We start from the raw sequence: 22,210 nt of genomic DNA, 5'->3' as shown, positions 1-22,210 counted from the left end.
CGGGGCCGCGGTGACGGGAGCGATCAAGGGCCGCATCATGGCCCTACTGTCGCATCGCTCCCGCCACCGGGCGCGTCACCGCTTCACGAGTCGTACCGACAGACCGTCTGCCGTGTACACGGGTACGGCCCGCAGCTTGTCGGAGTTCAGCTCGGCGTGGTCGAACTGTCCGCGCAGCCGTGGTGCGTCGAGCACCGGGAGGGTGCAGCCCGCGGCCGGCGGGTGCTCGGTGTCGAGGTTCAGGGACAGCGTGCTGCCCTTGCCGAGCACCGCCAGGTGCTTCACCTGGAGCGGCGCCTTGCGGCCCTTTCCGAGCGTCACCTCCAGGGTGCCCGCGTCCTGCGTGTACGTCCCGCGCACGAACAGTTCCCCGGTCACCCGCAGGGTGCCGGCCGTGATCCGGACGTCGCCGCGGCCCAGCGCCTCGTTCGAGGCGGCGACCAGGGTGCCCCCGGCAACCACGGTGCCGCCGCGGTAGCCGTTGCTGCCGGTGAGCGTCAGCGTGCCGGTGCCCTTCTTGGTCAGCCCGCCGTGGCCGTCGATGTCGTGGCGCCAGCTGTCGGCCGCCGAGAAGCCGCCGGCCGCCGCGTCCAGGGTGACCGTGACGTCCGTGTCGAAGGCGCCGTAACCGTCGGCCGCGGCGAACAGGTTGAGGCGGCCCCACTGCTCAACGCCGTCAAGGAGCACATAGCCGGAGGGCAGCCCGGTGGTGCGCAGCACCTCGCGGCGCTGGTCGGCGGTGAGGTAGGGCTGGCGGGTCTCCAGGAGCACCTCGGCGCCCTTGGGCACGGTGAACGGCAGGTCGCCGCCCTGCCGCCGCAGGATGTACGTCAGCCGGGGGGTGGCCGCGCGCTCGTTGGCCTCGCGGTCGGCGTACGGGTCGGCGGCGGGGGCCGAGTGGGCGTAGGCGTACAGGGTGTCGGCGGTGCTGCCGGTCTGCGCCTCGAAGTAGGCGAGGGCCTGGGCGCGGGCGGCAGCCTTGAGGGTGGCGTTGGCCGGGTCGGCGAGGGTGGCGGCGGCCAGGGCGGTGGCCATGATGCGGCCGCCGATCACGTCGACCGTGTTGTGCATACCGGCGACGATGCGGGTGTCGCTGAGCTCCAGGGCGCGGGTGACCAGCTCCTGGAAGCGCTCCGGCACCGCGTAGGCGTAGGCCAGGGCCGCCAGGTGGAAGGCGTTGGTGTGGCCGGACGGGAAGCCGCCGTCGTCGGCCGGGGAGGTGCTGCGCTGGCGCAGCAGCTGCGGGGCGACGACCACGTCGGAGTCGTAGACGGGGAAGCCGTAGGCGTCGGTCCTGCCGGTGTCGACGACCTCGCTGTCCTCGTTCATGCGCCACGGACGCGGGTACTGGTAGGCGTACTTGGACGGGTTGCCGGACGCGTAGTTGCCCCGCACGGTGTCGACCAGTTCGGCCACCTTCCCGAGCGCGGAGCTGTGTGAGCCCGCGCCGAGCGCAGAGCCCGCCGGGGCGTCGGCCGGGACGGCGTCGTTGATGGTGGTCGCGGGCGTCCCGTCGGGGGCGCTGGTGATCGAGGTGACCGCGAGCGCACCTGCCTTGTACAGGTCGGCCAGCGGGCCGAGGCCGGCGATCATCGCGTAGCTCTGGTGCTGGCGGTCGTAGAGGAACGCCTTCTTCGCCTCGGCGACGGAGCGCCTGGCGGTGATCTTGGCGCAGTAGCGCATGTTGTCGCGCAGGATGTCGGCCCGCAGCACGGTGCCGGTGTTCCAGGCGGTACCGGTCTTCCATATCTGTGCGAAGCCGCCGAGGATGCGGACCACCGCGTTGGTGTCGGCGGTGAGGTTGGTGCTGATGTTCGTCTTGTAGTCGTCGACGAACGCGAGAGCGGTCGCGGCCTTGGCGTCCGCGGCGCCGAGCCAGCCGACGAACGTCGGGGCCGCCAGCACACCCGCCGACGCGCCGAGCGAGGTCTTCAGGAATCCCCGTCGGCCGACGGGGAGTCCATGGGCCGGTGAGGAGGTGGGATGCCCGGCAGGTGACGGCATGGGTGTGCCTCTCTTGAGGTCTACGGCGCGGCGGCCGGAGGGGAGTTCGCACGCACACCCGGTGCGCCCAATGTGCGTGAGCGTGTGGGTTCGCGTGGGAAAAGTGTTGAACGAGCGAAGTTCTAAGGCGGGCCCGTGTCCCGGCGGTCATGGTCCGACGACCGCCACATGACCCGGAGTTGAACGACAGCCCGGTGGTTCACCGGAAGAAGGGCCCGGACCTGCGCGTTCGCAGCGTCGAACAGCCCGTGGTCCACACGCGGGCGACCGAACGGGCCGAAAACAGGTTTCTCACATGATCGAACGCGCCAGCGCCACCGCCCCCTCGACCGGCGGGAGGCGCAGGCGCCTTGGCCGGGCGCCCGGCAGGGCCTGGGCGAGCGCGGCGGCGAAGGCGTCGTACAGGCGCGGCTGGGAGAGGATCGTGCCGCCCGCTACCACCACGTCGTCCACGGCGACACCGCGGGCGGCCAGTCGCAGCACGAGGCCGGCGAGGGCGCGACCGCCCTGGGCTATCACGTCCTCGGCGAGGACGGAGCCCGCCACGGCGGCGGCGAAGAGCACCGGAGCGTGCCGACCCCACTCCGCGGAGACGTCGGTGGCACCCTCCAACGCGGCGTTGAGCGAGGGTACTTCGGTCACGCCGAAGGCGGCGGTCAGCCCTGTCGCGAGCGCGTCGGGTGCCTCGCCGCGGTCGTGCGCGGCCCAGACGGCGCGGGCGGCCTCGCGCACGAGTCCGGCGGCGCCGCCTTCGTCACCGAGGACCGCACCCCAGCCGCCGACCTGCACGGGGCTCCCGTCGGGGTGCCCTCCTACGGCCACCGAACCGGTACCGGCGACCAGGCCGACGCCCTTGTCCAGGCCCGCGGCGGGGACAAGGAGTTCGGCGTCGCCGACGACGAGGACGGGTGTCTCGTGGAAGTCCCGCAGCGCGGCGGTGATCGCGGCGCACTGGCGGCGGGTCTCACAGGCGTGCCCGCCGACGGCGAGGGCGGCGGGGCGGGCGCCGGCCGGCAGGGCCTCGTGGACCAGCGCGGTCAGCCAGCGGGCGGCGGCGGCCGGGTCGTGCGGCCGCCAGCCACTGCTCGAACGGACGTGATCGGCGACCATGTCCGCGCCGGCGAGCGCACGGAGATGGGTCTTGGTGCCGCCCACGTCGACACCGACCACGAGCGGGGAAGAAGGAGCGTCCTGCACGGATCCTCTTTCGTCGTCCGGCGAAGAGCGCCGAACAGCCTGGCACTGTGCTGCGACGGCGGGCGAACCGGGCCTGGCCGAACAGGAGTTGAGCGAATCGGGAAGCCCCGGGACGGGCTTCTTTCGGGGCACGGCAGGCGAGTACCGTGTACTTCGTTAGGAAGTTAACTAACGAAGTACAGTGCGTCAAGAGTTGTCGCGCAGTCGATCAACGGGACGCCGCCGCAGGGCGGGGCCGCGCGGCACGAGGGCATCGCATCGCCGCATCCCGCCACACGGGGAGCGCGGCCCCTGACCCATGGGGGAACTGTGGAACACGTCGTGACTGAAGCCCCCCGCCTCACCGAGAGCGCCGGCGCGGTGTTCGCCGTGCTGGCCCGGGCCGGCAGCGCCACCCGGCCGCAGCTCGCAAGCCTCGCGGGCCTGTCCAAGCCGACGGTCTCCGCTGCCGTCGCGGAACTGGAGGGCGCACGGCTGGCGGCCTGCTCCGGTACCGCGTCCAGCGGCACCGGCCGCTCCGCCGTCGTCTACGGGCTCGGGCCCGCCTCCGGATCCGTCCTCGCCGTCGACCTCGGCCCGGCCCGCACCCGGGTGCACGGCTGCGCCCTGGACGGCACCCTGCTCGCCGAGGCGGCCACCCCGCGGGCCCGGGCCGCCGACGCGGTCCGCGAGGCGCTGGCCGCGCTGCCCGTCGGCGCCCCACTGCGGGCCATCGTGGTCGCCGTCGGTGATGTCACCGCCCCCGACCGCACCGGCGGCGGGATGCGCCCGGCGACCGCCAAGGCCGGACCGGTCTTCGACGCGGTGTCCGTCGCGCTGCCGCCGGGCGTCCCCGTCCACCTGGAGAACAACGTCAACTGCGCCGCCCTCGCCGAACTCCACGAGGGCGCCGCCCGGGGCCGCCGTAGCTTCGGCTATCTGCGGATCGGGGTCGGTATCGGTCTTGGCATCGTCATCGGCGGCCAGGTGCTGCGCGGGGCCAACGGGGCGGCCGGTGAGCTCGCCAGGCTGCCCTACCCCTGGGACGACGACCGGGAGCCGCGCCAGGAGGCACTGGAGGCCTACGTCGGCTCACAGGCCCTGCTGCGCCGGGCCGCCCAGGCCTGGCGGGCCGCCGACGGCCCGCGCCCCCGCACCGCCGACCGGCTCTTCGCGCTGGCCGCCGAGGGACTGGAGCCCGCCCGTGCCCTGGTCGCCCGGCACGCCGCCGACGTGGGCCGGCTGGCCGCCGCCGTGGCCGCCGTACTGGACCCGGGGCTGATCGTGCTCGGCGGCAGCACCGGCGCGGATCCCCAGCTCCTGCCCGGGGTGCGGGCCGAACTGGGGCGGCTGAGCTGGCCCACCGAGGTGGTCAGCAGCCAGATCGGCGATCTCGGTACCGTCGTGGGCGCGGCCCGGCTCGCGGTGGCCAAGGGAGTCCAAAACGTGACCGAAGGCGCGCAGGCGAAGGATTGACGGCCTCCAAGTCGGTCTGCCAATGTCCGGACAAGCGCTTTCTAAGTCGGCCGGGACGCCGGCTTGGGGTGAGCCTCCCAGCCCGTACACGACGTACGGCAACCGCACGAGGGCGTGCCCGTGCGGTGACGGCCAGGACGGCCGGGGATCTCGCCCCGCGTGGACGATGCGGCCGGGCGAGGCCGCGCCCCCGGAAAGCGACTTTTCCTTCAAAATGCACCCGTGCCGCCTCGGTCGGCGCCGTGCTCCGTCCCTACGAACGAAATGGGATCGAAGATGACCACTGTGGGTGTGCGGCGCTCCCGCCGACTCGGCCGCGGCGGTATGCGCCGCCTGGTTCCCCTCGCTGCCGTGGCCACGGCAGGTGCCCTGCTGCTCTCCGCCTGCGGGTCGGGGTCCGGCTCGGGCGGGACCTCCAAGTCGCTGACGTTCTGGATCTCCACGGTTCCGGGGCAGGACGCTGGCTGGAAGAAGCTCGTGGCGCAGTACAAGAAGGAAACGGGCGTCGACGTCAAACTCGTCAACATCCCCTACGACGGCTACCCGACGAAGCTGCACAACGCCGCGCAGGCGAACTCGCTGCCCGACGTCGCCGACGTGCCGGCCCTTGACCCGATCTGGTCGAACAAGCTGATCGACCTCAGCTCCATCGCCAACGACAAGAGCTACAACATCAACGCCAACTTCCTCGCCAAGGACTCGTCCGGGAAGGTGCTGTCCATCCCCTCGGACGTCACCGCGTCCGGCCTGTTCATCAACGAGACGCTGTTCAAGAAGGCCGGAGTCTCCGTCCCGACCTCGCCCTCGAAGACCTGGACCTGGACCGAGTTCATCGCGGCGGCGAACAAGGTGCGGGAGAAGACCGGCGCCAAGTACTCCCTGACGTTCGACCAGTCGCCGTCCCGGCTCCGCGCCATGGTGTACGAGATGGGCGGGAAGTACGTCCACGCGGACTCCTCCGGCAAGTTCTCGGTGGACGCCGCGACCAAGAAGGCCGTGAACTACTTCGTCGGACTGAACGACGACAAGACCATGCCGAAGTCGGTGTGGACCAGCGGCGCCGACCCGTCGGCCATGTTCCAGAGCGGTGACGTGGTCGCCTACTGGTCCGGTGTCTGGCAGGTCGCCGCCTTCGCGGACAGCATCAAGAAGTTCGACTGGGCGAGCGTCCCGACTCCCGCCCAGCCGGTGCAGGCCAGTGACGTCAACAGCGGCGGCATGATGGTGGGCTTCAACAACAACGGCGCCGCGGCCACCGCCGCGAAGAAGTTCATGTCCTGGGTGTACGACCCGAAGCAGTACACGGAGCTGGTCGAGACCTCCGGGTTCCTCCCGGTCGAGAGCGGTCTGACCCCGAAGTACCCCTTCACCTCCGACGCGGCGCAGGCGGCGTTCAAGCTGTACAACCAGGAGATCCCGCTCTACGCCCCGATCTCGGGTTACTTCAACGGCGCGCAGACGAACTGGGTGCTGAAGGGCAAGAGCCTCACCACCGACCCGACCAAGACGGAGCTCGGCAAGGCGATCAACGGCCAGCAGTCGGCCGACAAGGCTCTGCAGAACATCGTGGACGGCTACAACCAGCAGGTCGGCGGCGGATCGTAGGCCACAGGGCCGGGCGGCGGTGTCGAGACACCGCCGCCCGGCCCTGGACGCCCACCTGATGCCGGGCTCATGGCGTGAGCCCACAGCAATCCATTCCACCAGCACGGAGTCAGGAAGATGACAAAAAGCGCCTCGGACGTGTCCGGGAGCCCGCCCAGGCGACGCAGCACCTACACCATCGCGCCGCTCGTCCTCATTGCGGCCAATGTGGTGCTCTTCGCGCTGTTCTTCGCCTGGCCTGCGGTGATCGGGCTCGTCTACTCCTTCACGAACTACACGGGCGTGGGGGCGTTCCAGTTCACCGGGCTGGACAACTACCGCAACCTGTTCGGGGACTCCACCTTCTACGACGCGCTGGCCCGGACGCTGCTGTACACCGTCCTCTTCGTTCCGCTGAACTTCGCGCTCTCGCTGCTCATCGCCAACGTGGTGGTGAGCAAGCACGCCAAGGGCGCGCCGGTCGCCCGCGTCGTGTTCTTCATCCCGTGGCTCCTGTCGCCCATTGTCGTGGGTGTCCTGTGGCGTTGGCTGTTCGGTGAGAACTTCGGACTGGTCAACTACGTCATCGAGAAGCTCGGCGGGCACGCGGTTCCGTGGCAGTCGAACGCGGACCTGTCGCTGCTGGTGGTGGTGATGGCGGCATCCTGGGCCTGGACGGGCTTCTCGATGCTGTTGTTCATCGCGGCGATCAAGAACGTGCCGGTGTCGTACTACGAGGCGGCCTCGCTCGACGGCGCCGGCCCCTGGCGCCAGTTCATCAGCATCACGCTGCCGAGCATCGCGCCCACCTCGTTCATCGTCATCCTGCTCAACACGATCAACGCGATGAAGGAATATCCGCTGTTCGTCTCCCTCAACAACGGCGGACCCGGAACGTCGAACAACCTGCTTGTCCAGTACATCTATCAGACCGGCTTCCAACGGGGCCAGATCGGCTACGCGAGCGCCGCGTCGTTCGTGCTCATGCTCATCCTGATGGCCGTCGCGATCATCCAGCTGATCGTCAACCGACGGGTGGAGAACCGATGACAACCACAGACATGCCCCGTCCGGTCGACTCCGGTCCGGGACGAGCCGTCTCCAAGAAGCGGCCGCGCAGCGCGGGCAGCGGTGGGCTCCGGCGGGCGGTGTCCGCGACGACACTGCTGTGGATCCTGGCGTGCCTCTACGGGTTGCCCGTGCTGTGGTTCATCGTCAGCTCCCTCAAACCGGCCGGGGATCTGTTCTCCTATCCGCTGACCCTGGTTCCGCACAACCCGACCCTGTCGGGTTACCTGACGGCGTGGCGCAGTGCCAACTTCTCCCAGTACTTCATCAACACGACCATCGTGTGCGTGATCACGACGATCCTCACGGTGGGAGCCAGCTGCTGCACCGGGTACGCGCTGGCCAAGTACGACAACAGGTGGCTCAAGGCGTTCTTCATCTGCATCCTGGCCACCACGATGCTGCCGTCCGAGGTCATGCTCGCCCCGGAGTTCCTGGTGGTCCGCAACCTCGGCCTCTACAACTCGTTCGCCGGCATCATCCTCCCGGCCGTGCTCACCGCGACCGGATGCTTCATGTTCCGCCAGTTCTTCCTGACGGTTCCCGACGAGCTCGTGGAAGCGGCACGCATCGACGGCGCCCGCGAACTGTCGATCTTCCTGCGGATCATGGTGCCGCTCTCCCGGCCCATCATGCTGACCCTCGCCATCCTGTCCTTCCAGTGGCGGTGGAACGACTACATCTGGCCGCTGCTGATGCTGAACGACCCCAACAAGTTCACCGTGCAGATCGGCATCCAGAGCATCGTCGGCGCGCAGAACATCAACTGGTCGGTCCTGCTCGGCGCATCGGTCATCTCCATGATCCCGCTGATCGTCGTCTTCCTGGTCTTCCAGCGCTACGTCATGAGCGCCGACATCAACGCCGGACTGAAGGACTGACGGTGCCCATCCCGCTCGACCACGAGTTCGTCCGCGCGGTGGCCCGTGCCGCCGACCGGCTGGCCGCCCCGCTGGCGGCCGGCCCCGACGAGGAACCCGCCGGCGTGCCGCACCGTGGTCTGGCGCGGCGGGTGAAGACTCTGGTCGCGGCATACCGTTCCCCCGACTCGGAACTGCACGGCAGCAGGCAGGCCATCGCCGCCACGATGACCCACCTCCGCGCCCTGCGGGCCGCGCAGACCAGCACCGGCTTCTTCACCGGCGGCGACAACGTGCAGTCACCGCCGGACTCCGCCTTCACCGTCAACGACGTGTGCGACGCGCACGTCCTCGCCGCCGGCGCGGGGCCCGAACTGCGCGACGTCACGTCCGCGCTCGCCGAGATCGCCGGCGCCGCCTCCGGCAGTCTCCTGACCGGTGGGGTGCACACCCCGAACCACCGCTGGGAGCTGTGCGCGGCGCTGGCCCGGCTGCACCGGTCGTTCCCCGACGACCGGCTGCTCGACCGTGTCGAGGAGTGGCTCGCCGAGGGCGTCGACATCGACGCGGAGGGCCTGTACTCGGAACGGAGCGCCAACTACGCGGCCCACGTGTCCAACCCGTCGCTGCTGCTGCTGGCCGACGTGCTCGGCCGCACCGACCTGCTGCACGCCGTCGAACACAATCTCGCCACCACCCTGGACCTCATCAGGCCGGACGGCACGGTGGAGACCGTCCACTCGCGACGGCAGGACCAGAACCACCCGTTCCCACTGGCGCCCTATCTGCCGCACTACCGGCTGCTCGCGATCCGCACCGGCCGGGGCGACTTCAGCCGGGCGGCGCGGCTGGCGGCGGCCGGCGGCATCGACGACCCCGACCTGCTCGCCGAGACCCTCCTCACCCCGGACCTGTGCCGCGCCCTGCCGGCCCCGGCCGCGGAGCCACTTCCGCGCGACCGGTACATCACCACCGCGTGCCTCGCCGCACGCGCCTCGGCCATCGCGCACACGGTGGTGTACGGCGGCTCCGACGTGCCCGAGCACCGGCGCATCCGCTCGGGCCTCGCCTGCAATCCCACCTTCATGCGCCTGTTCGCCGGCGACGCCGTCCTCGACGCGGTCCGTCTCTCGCGGGGTTTCTTCGACCTGGGCCCGTTCCGCGCCGCCGGCATGCAACAGCTCGCCGGCAACCGCTACCGGCTCACCGAAACCCTCACGGCCGCCTACTACCAGCCGCTCCCGCCGGACCGGAGGCGGGACGACGGCGCCTACCGGATGGCGGACGAGGGGCGCTTCTCGGCCGCGATGGCCTTCCCGGACCGGCCTGTGGACGAGGTCTCACACACGACCCGCGTCGAGGTGGACCTGCGGGAGGACGGCGCCGACCTGCGGATCGACATCAGCGGACCGAGGGTGCCCTGGGCCCTCGAACTGACCTTCCGGCCGGGTGGCGTGCCAGAGGGCGCAGTACCGATCGGCGACGGACGCTGGTGCCTGACGAGGGGGTCGACGACCTACCGGGCCGGTGACGACGAGATCCGGGTCGAGGTCGGCGTCGAGGCAGGCGAACCGCTTGCCGGGCCGGACCGGAGCGACGTACTGCGGTACGACCCGGGGCAGGACCACACCGTGGTGGGCGGCACAGACGCGACGACCGGGAACCGCGTCTACATCGGTGGGCACGGCCCTCACACACTGAGCGTCACACTGCGCGCCCGCCACCCCGCACCTGTCCTCTGACCCCGACGACCCACGCCATGGCCACCTCCGGCATGAAGGGCTGATCCACCCGTGCACCTCCTCCGCCAGCTCGGCCCGCTGCACGACCTGCCGTCCACCCCCGAGGCGTACGACGCGGTCCTCGCCGACGTCGTGGAGCAGGCCCTGGCCCGCCTCACGCCCGAGGGCAGCCTCGAACATCCCGACACCGACGACGACATCGGCGACACCTCCCTCGGCGTCACCTCCCTGCTGGCCCTCGCCTGGCAGCGCGCCAAGGACCCGCGGCTGCCGGAGGCCGTGCACCGCAGCCTCGCCTTCCATCTGCGCGAGCGCGTCTACACCGAGGACAACCCCGGCTACCCGAACCTGACGGTCCGTGACTCCGGTCTCCCGTACGCCCGTTACGTCCTGGCGCCGGGCGCGCACCCGATCGGGGACTGGCCCAGCACGGTGTGGGCGCTGCTCCAGGCCGTCGACATCCTCGACCTCGCGGACGGCCTGGTCGACGGCGAACAGCGCATGGCGTTGGTGGAGTTGGGACGCGGGTACTGGCGCTGGCTGACCGAGGCCACCTTCTTCAACCCGCAGGAAGCCGGCAACCAGGCGATCGGGTGCGTGGTCGGCGGGCTGATGCTGGCCCGCCATCTTCCCGCCGGGGAAGGCGAGCAGGTCCGCGGGCGGGCGCTGGCCCTGTACGCCGACGAGATCCGCGCCCACCGCGTCCTGGACCGGGGTGCCCTGCTGCCCCCCGAGCACGGCGGCGCCTACGACAACAACTACGGCCCGATCTCGCTGTCCTTCCTCGCCCAGGCCCACCGGATCAGCGACGAGGCCATGTTCGCGGAGGACGGCGACGCGCTCGCCCGCTACCTCGACGCCCGCCTGCCGAACGGCGGCTTCGACAACGGCGGCCCCCGCTACAGCGAACAGCACTCCGGCTTCGAAGCCGTCCTTGGGCTGCGCTACTTCGGCGCCCGGATCGGCGCCGACCTGGGCCGCTACCGGGGCGACACCAACTGGGGCCGGCACGCGGTCAAGGCGAACGGCGGTGTCGACGGGCACTTCGCCTGGATGCTGGTCTGGCAGATCCAGGACACCACCCCCTGGCACCGCACCCCCTCGGCGGTCCCGGCCCGCCACCAGCTCCGCGCGGGCACGGTCTCGGTGGCCTTCGACCACCGGATGACCCCGTCACTGATCGAGGCGGCCGGCACCTACCACCTCCCGGCGGCGGTGAACCGGCAGCACGGCTTCGGCCCGGTCCTGGACGGCTTCCTGTACTGCCGGCCGATGGGCGTGGTCCGGGTCCGGGACGTCCGCGCCGACGGCCTGGCCGCCAAGCTGGTCAGCAAGCCGGTCGTGGGCCGCGACCACGTGCTGCGCCAGGTGCGCTCCCTGTATGTCACGGACGGCACCCGCCTGTGGGTGACGGTGGCCGTCGAGCGCCTCGACGGGAGGCCGTACCTGCTGGCCGGGCTGCCGTACGCGGCGGACGACGGCGACCGGGTGCGCCGCGTCGCCGAGGCCGAGATCGCCGCCGCGGGCGCGCTGCGCCTCACCCACCCCGCACAGCAGGGCGCCGACCACTTCGACGCCCGCGCCGAACTCACCCAGGAGCAGGCCGCCTTCGCCCTCGCCGCCGACCCGCGCGGCTACGGCAACCCCGACGAGGGCTGGCGCCACCTGGTCACCTCCACCGCGTACGAGGCCGAACCGGCGCCGGGCGCACCGCAGCACCTGCATGTGTTCGCCGTACGGTACGGACCCGGCGGAGACTTCACGCCGTCGTTCGAAGGCGACCTGACCGTGCACACCGAGGCTTTCACCGCCGTCATCGAAACCGAGGACCCCCACGGCGATCCCGGCCTCGCCCTCACCAGTTGCCAGGTGTATTGACTCGCAGCGTTGTTCACACGGCTGAGTTGTCGTCGGTCGCCGACGCTCCCCCTTCGGCCGGGTTCTCGGCTCGGCCAAGAAGCGCAGTCCCTCCCGGCCGACCCGATCCGCCGGACACCCCCCAGCCGGGGCCACGGCTGTCCGCGTCATACGGCCCGGGCAGCGCCGTCTCCGGCACCACCAGGTCCGCCCGGTCCCGGGTCGCCGCGACCAGGTCGGCGTTGCGCTGGTCGGTGCCCGCCACCCAGGCCACCGCCTGCTCGTGCCCCTTGCCGAACTCCTCGTGCCGGGCGACCAGCCGCCGTATCCGCTCGGCCTCGTCGATCTCGCAGAACCACACCTCGTCCAGGGCCGGCCGCACCCGCGCCCACGGGCCGTCCGTCAGCAGCAGGTAGTTGCCCTCCGTCACCACCAGCCGGGCCGTCGGCGGCACCGGGATCGCGCCCGCCAGCGGCTGCTCAAGGACCCGCTCGAAGCCCGGCGCGTACACCACCTCGTCGGTGTCCTCGCGCAGCCGCCGCAGCAGCGCCGCGTACCCGGCGGCGTCGAAGGTCGCGGGCGCACCCTTGCGGTCCCGCAGGCCCAGCCGGTCCAGTTCGACGTCGGCCAGATGGAAGCCGTCCATGGGTACCTGCGCCACCCACGGCTCGCCGGAGCCGTTCAACTCGCGCACCAGACGCTCGGCGAGCGCGGTCTTGCCGGCACCGGGGCCGCCCGCGATGCCCAGGATCGCGCGCGGACCGCGTCCGGTGAGTGAACGGGCCCGGTCGAGGAGGTCGTCGAAAGTCAGCGGCACGCAAAAAGTGTGACATCGCACCCGGGATGTGGTGTGTGCCACCCCCTTGAAGCCTCCGGATGGGGAAGATGCCGGACATGACAGCACTCGGTCTGCCCGACACCATCCAGGCCTGCCTCTTCGATCTCGACGGGGTCGTCACCAAGACGGCCGTCGTGCACGCGGCGGCCTGGAAGGAGACCTTCGACGCCTTCCTGCGCGGCTACGACGGGCAGCGGCCCTTCGACGCGGTCGCCGACTACGACGAATACGTCGACGGGCGCCCCCGCGCCGACGGGGTCCGCGCCTTCCTCGACTCCCGCGGCATCCACCTGCCCGAGGGCACCCCGGACGACCCGCCGGACGCCGCCACCGTGCACGGCCTCGGCAACCGCAAGAACGAACTGCTCCTGGAGAAGATCCACACCGACGGCGTCGAGGCCTACGACGGCACCCTGCGCTACCTGGAGGCGGTCCGCGCGCGGGGACTGCGCACCGCGATCGTCTCCTCCAGCGCCAACTGCCGTGACGTGCTGCGCTCGATCGGCGCCGAGCACTTCTTCGACGTCCGCATCGACGGGGTGGTGGCCACCGAGCGCCATCTGCCCGGCAAACCGCACCCCGACACCTTCCTTGCCGCCGCCCACGACCTCGGCGTCGAGCCCGCCCACGCCGCCGTCTTCGAGGACGCCCTCGCCGGCATGGACGCGGGTCGAGCCGGCCGTTTCGGGTACGTCGTCGGCGTGGACCGCGTCGGGCAGACGGACGCCCTGTACGCCCACGGCGCGGACACCGTCGTGAAGGACCTCGCCGAACTGGGAGGCAAGGAGTGATCACCCACCGGTCGTACGCCGTGGAGTCATGGGCGGTCCGCGAGACCGAGCTCAACCTCGATGTGCTCGCGCAGAGCGAGTCGGTGTTCGCGCTGTCCAACGGGCATGTCGGCTGGCGCGGCAACCTCGACGAGGGCGAGCCGCACGGTCTGCCGGGCAGTTACCTCAACGGCGTGCACGAGGTGCATCCGCTGCCGTATGCCGAGGCCGGCTACGGCTATCCGGAGTCCGGGCAGACCGTCATCAACATCACCAACGGCAAGATCCTGCGGCTGCTGGTCGACGACGAGCCCTTCGACCTGCGCTACGGCCGCCTCGTCACCCATGAGCGGGTGCTGGACCTGCGCCGGGGCGTTCTGGAGCGGACCTGTGAGTGGACCTCGCCGGCCGGGTCCACCGTGCGGGTGCGCTCGACCCGGCTGGTGTCGCTGACCCAGCGCGCGGTGGCCGCCGTCGCCTACGAGGTGGAGGCCGTCGACCGGCGCTGCCGGATCGTCATCCAGTCCGAGCTGGTCGCCAACGAGCAGCTGCCCGGGGCGAACGGCGACCCGCGTGCCGCCGCGGCCCTGGAGTCACCGCTGGAGCAGGAGGACGGCTTCGCCGCCGGGCGCCGGCTGCGCCTGGTGCACCGCACCCGGCGCAGCGGCCTGCGGGTCGCGGTCGCCGCCGACCACACGGTCGCGGGTCCCGGGCGGACCACCACGCACGCCGAGAGCGACATCGATGTGGCCCGGCTGACCGTCACCTCCGTGCTGGAGCCGGGGGAGCGGCTGCGGGTGGAGAAGTTCGTCGCCCACGGCTGGTCCGGGGTGCGTTCGCTGCCCGCCATGGCCGACCAGGTGGATGCGGCGCTCGCGGCCGCCGCGCACGAGGGCTGGCCGGGCCTCGCCGACGAACAGCGCGGCTACCTGGACGACTACTGGTCCCGCGCCGACGTGGAGGTGGACGGTGACGAGGAGGTCCAGCAGGCCGTCCGGTTCGCCCTCTTCCATGTGCTGCAGGCCGGGGCCCGCGCCGAACAGCGCGCGATACCCGCCAAGGGGCTGACCGGCTCCGGATACGACGGGCACGCCTTCTGGGACACGGAGATGTTCGTGCTGCCCGTGCTCACCCACACCGCCCCCGACGCCGTCGCCGAGGCGCTGCGCTGGCGCTACAACACCCTGCCCGCCGCGCGTGAGCGGGCCACCCAGCTGGGACTGGACGGCGCCGCGTTCCCCTGGCGGACCATCGCGGGCTCGGAGGGCTCGGCGTACTGGCCGGCCGGCACCGCGGCCTTCCACGTCAACGCCGACGTCGCTGACGCGGTGGTCCGCTATGTCGCCGCCACCGGCGATGTGGACTTCGAACGGGACACCGGTGTCGAACTGCTCGTGGAGACCGCCCGCCTGTGGCGTTCGCTGGGGCACCACGACAGCCGCGGCGCCTTCCACATCGACGGCGTCACCGGCCCCGACGAGTACAGCGCGGTCGCCGACGACAACACGTACACCAACCTGATGGCGAGGGCGAACCTGCTGGCCGCCGCCGACGCCGTCGAACGCCACCCGCGCCAGGCGGCGGCGCTCGGCGTCGACGCGGAGGAGAGCGCCGCCTGGCGGGACGCCGCCGACTCCGTGCACGTCCCCTACAACCACGAACTGGGCGTCCACGAACAGCACGCCGGGTTCACCCGCTACCAGCGGTGGGACTTCGCGAACACCAGTCCCGAGCAGTACCCGCTGCTGCTGAACTTCCCCTACTTCGACCTCTACCGCAAACAGGTCGTCAAACAGGCCGACCTGGTGCTGGCGATGTACACCTGCGGGGCGTTCTTCGACGAGGAGCACATCGCCCGCAACTTCGCCTACTACGAGCCGCTGACCGTACGCGACTCCTCCCTGTCCGCCTGCTGCCAGGCCGTCGTCGCCGCCCAGGCCGGGCACCTCACCCTTGCCCACGCCTACACGGCCGAGGCCGCGCTGATGGACCTCGACGACCTGGAGCACAACACCCGCGACGGACTGCACATCGCCTCCCTCGCCGGTACCTGGATGGCACTGGTCGCGGGCTTCGGCGGGTTGCGCCACTACGACGACGGCGCCCGCTTCGCGCCCCGGCTGCCCGAGCGGCTGCGCCGCCTCGCCTTCACCCTGCAACTGCGCGGCAGCAGACTGCGTGTGGAGATCGGCGCCGACAAGGCGACGTACTCGCTCCTCGACGGCCCGCCGCTCACCCTCCACCACCACGGGGAGCCGCTGACGGTCAGCACGGACGGTCCTGCGGTGCGCGCGGTACCCCCGGTGCGCCCGGGACCGACACCGCAACAACCGCCACATCGGGCGCCGACCCGACCGGCGTGAGCTGCAGCGCCCCGCAAGGGGCGCGGGGAACTGCGCGACCGGCCACAACCCACCGGCACTCTGCAACGCATCCGCAGCCCTGCGGCGCAGTCCGAGAAGATGCGAGATCGTTCGTCCGCGGTGCCGTCGTGGCTGGTCGCGCAGATCCCCGGTCCCGTAGAAACGTGGCACTTCACGTGAGCGCGTTGAAGAGCAGACCGATCAGATCGCCTGTCGCGTCCACCGCGAACAGCGCCGCCAGAGCGCCCAGCGCGAGAACGGCCGCCGCGGCGAGCCACAGGTGCGGGGGAGGAGTGGTCTGCAGGGCGGCGATCCGGCGGGTGACCGCGCGGTCCGTGAAGTTCAGGGCGCAGGACGGGCGGCCCCGGCCCGCGCTGAGCGCCGCCCGGGCCAGCGCCCGGGCGGTGGTCCCACGGTCCCCGACCTCGGTCGCCGCCTCCTCGTCCGCCCACCGCTCCACCAGGAAGGTCACGGCCGCACGGACCGGGCCGAGCAGCGGGTTGGCGGCCGCGGCGAGGGTCGCCGCCGTCACCATACGGCCGTGCCGGTGTGTCAGATGGGCCCGCTCATGGGCCAGCAGCACCCGCCGCTCGGCCGGTGCCAGCGCGCTCAGCATCGCCGAGGTGACCAGGATCCGGCCGGGCCGGCCCGGGATCGCGAACGCCTGCGGCACCTCGCAGGCGGCCACCACCAGCTCGGTGTCTCCGGGATGCCCCTCGCACAGCCGGCGCAGCGCCCGCCGGGTCCGGCGCTCGGCCCGCACCGCCCGCTGCACCCGCCACACCACGACGGCCAGCGTGAGGCAGGCGGCGACGCCGATCACCTCGGGCACCGGGTCGGTCAGCGGGCGGCCGTCCTCGCGGGCCTCCCGGATCACCGGCGGCGCGTCACCGAGCAGGGCGGCGGTCAGCAGCACCAGGGACCAGGTGGTCGCAGCGGCGGTCAGTGCGGCGGCGGAGGTCAGCACACGCGCGGCCAGCGCCGGGGCCACCCGGCGGCCGATCAGCCCACTGACCGACGGCAGCAGCAGGGAGACCAGCAGCGGGGTGTAGACGTCGAACCTCATGTCCCGCCCCCGGCGAACAGATTGCGCAGCGCCCGCTCCTCCTCCGCACTCAGGCCGGACACGAACTGCTGAAGGGCGGCGATCGGGTCAGGCCCCCGGTCCAGGGCCTCGTGCATGGCCTCGGCGGTCAGCTCGGCGGCGTTCTTCGCCGGCCGGTAGGCACCGCGTCGCCCGTCGGCGTCCCGCAGCACCAGCCCTTTGTCATAGAGCCGCTTGAGGATGGTGTGGACCGTGTTGTACGCGAGTCCCCCGCCGATCTCGGACTGGATCTCGGCGGGGGTCAACGGGCGTTCGGTCGCCCACAGGGCTGCCAGCACTTCGCTCTCCAGCTCTCCGGCGCTGCGCCGCTCCGCCCTGCCGCGGGACCCTGTGCCAGCCATGGCACAACCTTACAGCGCGTAGTGCTGCCGTTCGTATGGACGTACCTGCGCGGCCTCCACCAGTAATTCTGTTTAGTTTGTCAGTGTTTGTCCCTGAGCTCAAGGACGGTCCTGCGAGCTGTAAGGGAACAGGGGTGGGTGCCTCGATGGTCCCGAACGTGAACGCCACGCCCATCACGGGCCGCCGAGGCGTCTACTGGCAGACCGGTCTCTGCCTCGCCCTGCTGACCGGTGCGGGCTGGCTGCTCCGGCGGCACTGGCCGACCGTGGAACACGGGGCGCTCCGGCTCGCCGTCGCCGACCAGGGCTGGCTGCTCGTGGCGGCCCTGGCGGCGGCCGGGACCTGGGTGGCCTCGGCCCTCGCCCAGCAGGGCGCGGTCGCCCAAGGGCTGCCCGGCGGGCGCCTGGTCGCCGCGCAGTTCGCGGCCTCGGCCGCCAACCACCTGCTGCCCGCGGGGCTCGGTGCGGGCGCGGTGAACCTGCGCTTCCTGATGCGCTGCGGACTCCCGGCGGGCCGTGGTGCGTCGGCCCTGGCGGTCAAGGCCGCCGCCGGTGCCGTGGTCCGCCTGGTCCTGATCGCCGTCCTCGCCCCGGCCTGTCCGGGGCTGCTGCGGATCCCGCATGTGTCCGTGGCCGTGCTGCTCGCCGTGACCGCCGCGGCCGCACTGCTCGTCGTCCTCCTCCGGGTCCGGGTGTGGGCCCGCTGCCGGGGTGCGGTGACCGCCGTGGCCGCCGACATCCGGGCCCTGCACGCCCGCCCCGTCCGCGCGGCCGCGCTGTGGGGCGGCTCCGTCACCTTCGCCGGGCTGCACGCCCTGGTCCTCATCGCCGTGACCCAGGCCGTCGAACTCCCGCTGTCCCCGGCCCGGGTGGCGCTGCTCTACCTCGCCGCCAGCGGCGCCGCCGCCCTGCTGCCCACCCCGGGCGGCCTCGGCTCGCTCGACGCGGCCCTCGCCTTCGCCCTGACCGCCTCCGGAACCCCGGCCGCCGCGGCCGCCTCAGCCGTGCTCGGCTACCGGTTGCTGACCATGTGGCTGCCGCTGCTGCCCGGCCTGCTGGTGCTCGGGGTGCTGGTCCGGCGCCGGGCGCTGTGACCCGCCTGACGGCCGAGTGATCACCCCAACCGTCCCTTTACCATCCCATGGGGTTCTCATGGGAAAGGTCTGTCGCCGGCTTTAATGCGAACGAATTGCAAGTACGGGATGATGGCACAAGGCTGCCGACGGCAGCTGCTCGAAGCTCGACCGAAGGATGCCACCTCCCGATGACGGCCGCCCCTGGTTCCGCTCCGTCCCTCCCCGCCCAGGCCGAGACCAAGCGCTCGGCCTGGCACCGTGTCCGGGGCTCCATGACACGGCAGGAGTGGATCAGGGTCGGCGGGATGGCCTCCTTCGTGCTCGCTCTGCACGTCATCGGCTGGGGCACCCTGGTCGGGATCGTCGCGCCGCAGCACTTCAGCGTCGGCAAGGAGTCCTTCGGCATCGGGATCGGCGTCACCGCGTACACCCTGGGCATGCGGCACGCCTTCGACGCCGACCACATCGCGGCGATCGACAACACCACCCGCAAGCTGATGGGCGAGGGGCAGCGCCCGCTGTCGGTCGGCTTCTGGTTCTCCCTCGGCCACTCCAGCATCGTCTTCGGCCTCGCCCTCCTGCTCTCGCTCGGCATGAAGACCCTGGCCGGACCCGTCCAGGACGACGACTCGCACCTCCACGACGTCACCGGCCTCATCGGTACGACAGTCTCCGGGACCTTCCTCTACCTCATCGCCGGCATCAACCTCGTCATCCTGGCCGACATCTGGAAGGTCTTCCGGCAGATGCGCTCCGGCGCCTACGACGAGGCCGCCCTGGAGACACAGCTGAACAGCCGCGGCTTCATGAACCGCTTCCTCGGCCGGGTCACCGGCTCGGTCAGCAAGCCCTGGCAGATGTACCCGCTGGGCCTGCTGTTCGGCCTCGGCTTCGACACCGCCACGGAGATCGCCCTGCTGGTCCTGGCCGGCTCCGGCGCCGCCTCCGGTCTGCCCTGGTACGCCATCCTGACCCTGCCGGTACTGTTCGCGGCCGGTATGTCGCTGCTCGACACCATCGACGGATCGTTCATGAACTTCGCCTACGAGTGGGCGTTCTCCAAGCCGGTTCGCAAGGTCTACTACAACCTCACCATCACCGGTCTGTCCGTCGCCGTCGCCCTCATCATCGGCACGGTGGAGCTCCTCGGCCTCCTCGCCGACAAGCTGGACCTGCACGGCGCCTTCTGGGACTGGGTCTCGGGCCTCGACCTCAACACCGTGGGCTTCGTCATCGTCGGCCTGTTCTTCGCCACCTGGGTGATCGCCCTGCTGATCTGGAAGGCGGGCCGCATCGAGGAGAAGTGGACGACGGGCCTCGCCCGGCCCGCCGAGCAGATCGAGGCGTAGGCCGCCCCCCTCAGCCGCGGATCTTCAGATCCGCCCGCCACTTGAGGATCTGCTTCTCCGCGTCGCCGGTGTACGACCACGGGGTGCGGGTCGCCCGCCGCCCCTGGAGCCGCAGCAGGGCCGAGGCGATGTCCGTGACCCCCGCCTGACAGGCCGCGTGCGTCAGGTAGTTGAGGTCACGCAGTTCGCCGGGAGCGACGGGCTCCTCGCCGCGCTGGGCGATCCAGCGCTCCCAGGTGCGCCGTACGTCGCTGACCGCGCCGTCGTGCTTCCAGTGCTGGCCGTGACCCACCGAGGTCTGCTGTCCCTTCGCCCCGTCCAGGGCGAAACGGAACTCCTCGACGCGGGCGTACTGCACCAGGACCGGCAGCGGGCAGCCGGGCGGGGCGACCCCGGCCGCGTCCCGGGCGAAGTCGTACATCAGGCCATGCGTGCCGTGCCAGCGTGCGGAGTAGTAGTGGAGCACCTGGAGATGGCCCTCCACGTTGTACGGGTCGCGCCGGTGCAACTCGTCCCACCAGCGGGCGAGTTCCTGCCGGCGCACCCCGGCCGGATACAGGCGCGCCACCGAGATCAGGGAGACCCAGGGGGTCGGATCCTGCGGGTAGGCCTCCGCGGCCGCCAGGCAGGCCAGCACGGCGGCGTCGATCCTGGACCGGTCCATCGGGGCACCCCGGCCCGCCGAGATGGCCAGGGTGAACGCCCGGGCCGTCTCGGTCGCCGCCCGCAGTACCAGCGCGTCGGCGCCGTGCGGCTCGGTGGCCAGCCAGGACTCCGCCGTCGAACTGCGCGCGCAGGCCTGCGCAAGCAGCCGCACCCGGTGCCCGCGGACGAGCCAGTCCGGGCCGGTGGCCCGCAGCAGGTCCCTCAGGCCCTGCCAGCGGCCGATGACGATGTCCTGACGGGCCGAGGTGAGGGCGGCGTCCCCGCAGTCCGGGTCGAAGTCGGGGGCGAATCGGTCTCGCGCCATCGGGCTCGTACCTCAGAAATCCGTGGGGAGGCCTTCGTAAGCCTGGGCCTGTGCGGGGGTGTGGTCGTCGAGCACGTAGTCGGCCTCGACCGTGCGGGTGGCGTCCAGCGTGGCAGGCCGGTAGTAGTCGCTGCCCTGCTTCCAGTACCAGAGCATCGGGATCAGGCCGACGGCCAGACCGCCGATACCGATCGCGATCGCCGCGGTGCTCAGCTGACCGAGCGACTCGACGAAGATCCAGAACATGAAGACCGCGCCGAGCAGCGGCCACACCCCGCCGAGCAGGAAGTTGCCCGCGGACCTGAACAGCATCTTGCGGTAGGCGACGACCACGGCGAGGCCCGCGAGACCGTAGTAGACGGCGATCTGGAGGCCGATCGCCGAGATGGCGTCGGAGAGGATCTCGCCCACCGAGCCCAGCGCGTTGGAGGCGATGAACATCACCAGCGCCACTCCGCCGACCACGGCGATCGCCACGTACGGGGTGTTCCAGGTGCGGTGCACCCTGCCCAGCGCGGCCGGCATCGTGCGGTCGCGGCCCATGGCGAACAGCGAGCGGGTGACCTGGATGAGGGTCGTCTCCAGGGTGGCGATGGTGGACAGCATCACGGCGACGATCAGCAGCTTGCCGCCCCAGCCCGGCCAGATCTCCTCACCGAGGACGGCCAGCACGTTGGCGTCGTTCTTCGCGATCTGGTCCGAGGACAGGATGACGTTCACGGCGATGGTGAACACCTCGAAAAGGGCGAAGACGATGCCGACGCCGATCAGGCCCGCCAGTCCGGTCGTGCGGCGGGAGTTGCGGGTCTCCTCGCTGAGGTTGCTGGTGACGTCCCAGCCCCAGTAGTAGAACGCGGCGATCAGCGCGCCCGAGGCGAAGCCCGAGACGCCGTCGAAGTGGCTGAAGCCGAGCCACGACCAGTCGAAGGCGCGGGCGTTACCGGTGTGGAAGAGGGCCAGCACCGCGAACAGCAGCAGGATCGCCAGCTCGATGCCCGACATCAGCAGCTGGGCGCGGACCGTGAGCCGGGCGCCGCCGAGCACCACCGCCAGCATGACCAGGAACCAGACGGCCCCGACCACCGTCGACAGCGCCACGTTGTCGGCGAGGCCCGCGTCGAACAGGGACAGCGTCATCGAGCCGGCGGGCAGTGAACCGGCCACCATGAAGATGGTCGCCGACACCACCAGCGCCCAGCCGCTGACGAAGCCGAGGAAGGGGTGCAGGGTGCGGCCCACCCAGGAGTAGCTCGCGCCCGCATTCACGTCGATCCGGCCCAGGTAGCTGAAGGCCAGCGCGATGCCCAGCATCGGTATCGCGCACCACAGCAGCGCGGCCGGACTGGCCAACCCCACCGCCCCCACCAGGACCGCGGTGGTCGCGGCCAGCGAGTACGCCGGTGCGCTGCCCGCTACGGCCATCACCACGGTGTCGAACGTTCCGAGGGCGTTGGCCTGAAGCCCTCTGCCCCTGATGTTGCTCATGGTTGTGCTGCTTTCCGGTCGTGCACGGCGCACGGGAGTGCGACCCGCGGCGGTACGGGTGGGGGGTGCGCGACCGTCCTCGAACCCGGAGAGGGATGGCCTCGGGTCAGGGGCCGGCCAGAAGAAAGAAAGAGGTGGTGAGGGCC

Annotated in this window: 16 protein-coding genes and 1 pseudogene; 10 read left to right on the top strand and 7 right to left on the bottom strand. The window is 71.4% G+C overall.

Features of this window, described 5'->3' with window-relative positions:
- Positions 1 to 75 precede the first annotated feature (75 nt).
- Entirely contained in the window at positions 76 to 2,004 is a 1,929-nt protein-coding gene (locus ACZ7OO_RS05250) for a phosphatase PAP2 family protein (protein ID WP_471501673.1), read from the bottom strand.
- Between the two features lie 291 nt (positions 2,005 to 2,295).
- Positions 2,296 to 3,201, bottom strand: a complete 906-nt coding sequence (locus ACZ7OO_RS05245; RefSeq protein ID WP_471501671.1) for a BadF/BadG/BcrA/BcrD ATPase family protein — start codon at positions 3,199 to 3,201, stop codon at positions 2,296 to 2,298.
- A 321-nt stretch (positions 3,202 to 3,522) separates the two neighbouring features.
- Between ACZ7OO_RS05245 and ACZ7OO_RS05240 the strand changes: the two genes are divergently transcribed.
- From ACZ7OO_RS05240 to ACZ7OO_RS05215, 6 genes are all read left to right on the top strand, one after another.
- On the top strand, positions 3,523 to 4,656 hold the full coding sequence (locus tag ACZ7OO_RS05240) for an ROK family transcriptional regulator (protein ID WP_471501669.1): 1,134 nt from the start codon (positions 3,523 to 3,525) through the stop codon (positions 4,654 to 4,656).
- 276 nt (positions 4,657 to 4,932) lie between these two features.
- Positions 4,933 to 6,261 carry an ABC transporter substrate-binding protein gene (locus tag ACZ7OO_RS05235; RefSeq protein WP_471501667.1) on the top strand — a complete coding sequence of 443 codons (1,329 nt, stop codon included), beginning with the start codon at positions 4,933 to 4,935 and terminating at the stop codon, positions 6,259 to 6,261.
- Positions 6,262 to 6,378: 117 nt separating this feature from the next.
- On the top strand, positions 6,379 to 7,290 hold the full coding sequence (locus tag ACZ7OO_RS05230) for a carbohydrate ABC transporter permease (RefSeq protein WP_471501665.1): 912 nt from the start codon (positions 6,379 to 6,381) through the stop codon (positions 7,288 to 7,290).
- Positions 7,287 to 8,189 (top strand): carbohydrate ABC transporter permease, encoded by a 903-nt coding sequence (locus ACZ7OO_RS05225; protein ID WP_471501663.1) that lies wholly within the window; start codon positions 7,287 to 7,289, stop codon positions 8,187 to 8,189. Before ACZ7OO_RS05230 ends, ACZ7OO_RS05225 begins: the two co-directional genes overlap by 4 nt.
- 2 nt (positions 8,190 to 8,191) lie before the next feature.
- Positions 8,192 to 9,910 carry a hypothetical protein gene (locus ACZ7OO_RS05220; protein ID WP_471501661.1) on the top strand — a complete coding sequence of 573 codons (1,719 nt, stop codon included), beginning with the start codon at positions 8,192 to 8,194 and terminating at the stop codon, positions 9,908 to 9,910.
- Positions 9,911 to 9,961: 51 nt separating this feature from the next.
- Complete coding sequence (locus ACZ7OO_RS05215) at positions 9,962 to 11,788, top strand: hypothetical protein (RefSeq protein WP_471501659.1); 1,827 nt, start codon at positions 9,962 to 9,964, stop codon at positions 11,786 to 11,788.
- A 157-nt stretch (positions 11,789 to 11,945) separates the two neighbouring features.
- Here the strand turns inward: ACZ7OO_RS05215 and ACZ7OO_RS05210 are convergent.
- Positions 11,946 to 12,584, bottom strand: a pseudogene (locus ACZ7OO_RS05210) (nucleoside/nucleotide kinase family protein); the annotation flags it as partial.
- A 77-nt stretch (positions 12,585 to 12,661) separates the two neighbouring features.
- On the opposite strand from ACZ7OO_RS05210, the gene ACZ7OO_RS05205 reads away from it, so the two are divergent.
- Positions 12,662 to 13,396, top strand: coding sequence for an HAD family hydrolase (locus ACZ7OO_RS05205; RefSeq protein ID WP_471501657.1), 735 nt, complete (start codon positions 12,662 to 12,664; stop codon positions 13,394 to 13,396).
- Positions 13,393 to 15,738 (top strand): glycoside hydrolase family 65 protein, encoded by a 2,346-nt coding sequence (locus ACZ7OO_RS05200; RefSeq protein ID WP_471501655.1) that lies wholly within the window; start codon positions 13,393 to 13,395, stop codon positions 15,736 to 15,738. Before ACZ7OO_RS05205 ends, ACZ7OO_RS05200 begins: the two co-directional genes overlap by 4 nt.
- A gap of 172 nt (positions 15,739 to 15,910) precedes the next feature.
- Here the strand turns inward: ACZ7OO_RS05200 and ACZ7OO_RS05195 are convergent, their stop codons facing one another.
- Positions 15,911 to 16,804, bottom strand: coding sequence for a M56 family metallopeptidase (locus ACZ7OO_RS05195; protein ID WP_471501653.1), 894 nt, complete (start codon positions 16,802 to 16,804; stop codon positions 15,911 to 15,913).
- Positions 16,801 to 17,184, bottom strand: a complete 384-nt coding sequence (locus ACZ7OO_RS05190; RefSeq protein WP_471501651.1) for a BlaI/MecI/CopY family transcriptional regulator — start codon at positions 17,182 to 17,184, stop codon at positions 16,801 to 16,803. Before ACZ7OO_RS05190 ends, ACZ7OO_RS05195 begins: the two co-directional genes overlap by 4 nt.
- A gap of 146 nt (positions 17,185 to 17,330) precedes the next feature.
- On the opposite strand from ACZ7OO_RS05190, the gene ACZ7OO_RS05185 reads away from it, so the two are divergent.
- Together ACZ7OO_RS05185 and nicT are read left to right on the top strand one after the other, a co-directional pair.
- Positions 17,331 to 18,278 (top strand): lysylphosphatidylglycerol synthase domain-containing protein, encoded by a 948-nt coding sequence (locus tag ACZ7OO_RS05185; protein ID WP_471501649.1) that lies wholly within the window; start codon positions 17,331 to 17,333, stop codon positions 18,276 to 18,278.
- Positions 18,279 to 18,448: 170 nt separating this feature from the next.
- Positions 18,449 to 19,609, top strand: coding sequence for a Nickel transporter NicT (nicT, locus tag ACZ7OO_RS05180; protein ID WP_471501647.1), 1,161 nt, complete (start codon positions 18,449 to 18,451; stop codon positions 19,607 to 19,609).
- A 10-nt stretch (positions 19,610 to 19,619) separates the two neighbouring features.
- On the opposite strand, the gene ACZ7OO_RS05175 is transcribed toward nicT, so the two are convergent.
- The gene (locus ACZ7OO_RS05175) at positions 19,620 to 20,579 is read right to left on the bottom strand and encodes a hypothetical protein (protein WP_471501645.1); all 960 of its coding nucleotides are present in this window, start codon (positions 20,577 to 20,579) and stop codon (positions 19,620 to 19,622) included.
- A gap of 12 nt (positions 20,580 to 20,591) precedes the next feature.
- The gene (locus tag ACZ7OO_RS05170; protein ID WP_471501643.1) at positions 20,592 to 22,064 is read right to left on the bottom strand and encodes an APC family permease; all 1,473 of its coding nucleotides are present in this window, start codon (positions 22,062 to 22,064) and stop codon (positions 20,592 to 20,594) included.
- Positions 22,065 to 22,210 lie beyond the last annotated feature (146 nt).

It is taken from the genome of Streptomyces sp. NPDC111744 (assembly GCF_055634995.1).
The sequence above is the reverse complement of the archived record's forward strand: the minus strand, read 5'-3'. Positions and strand labels throughout refer to the sequence as shown.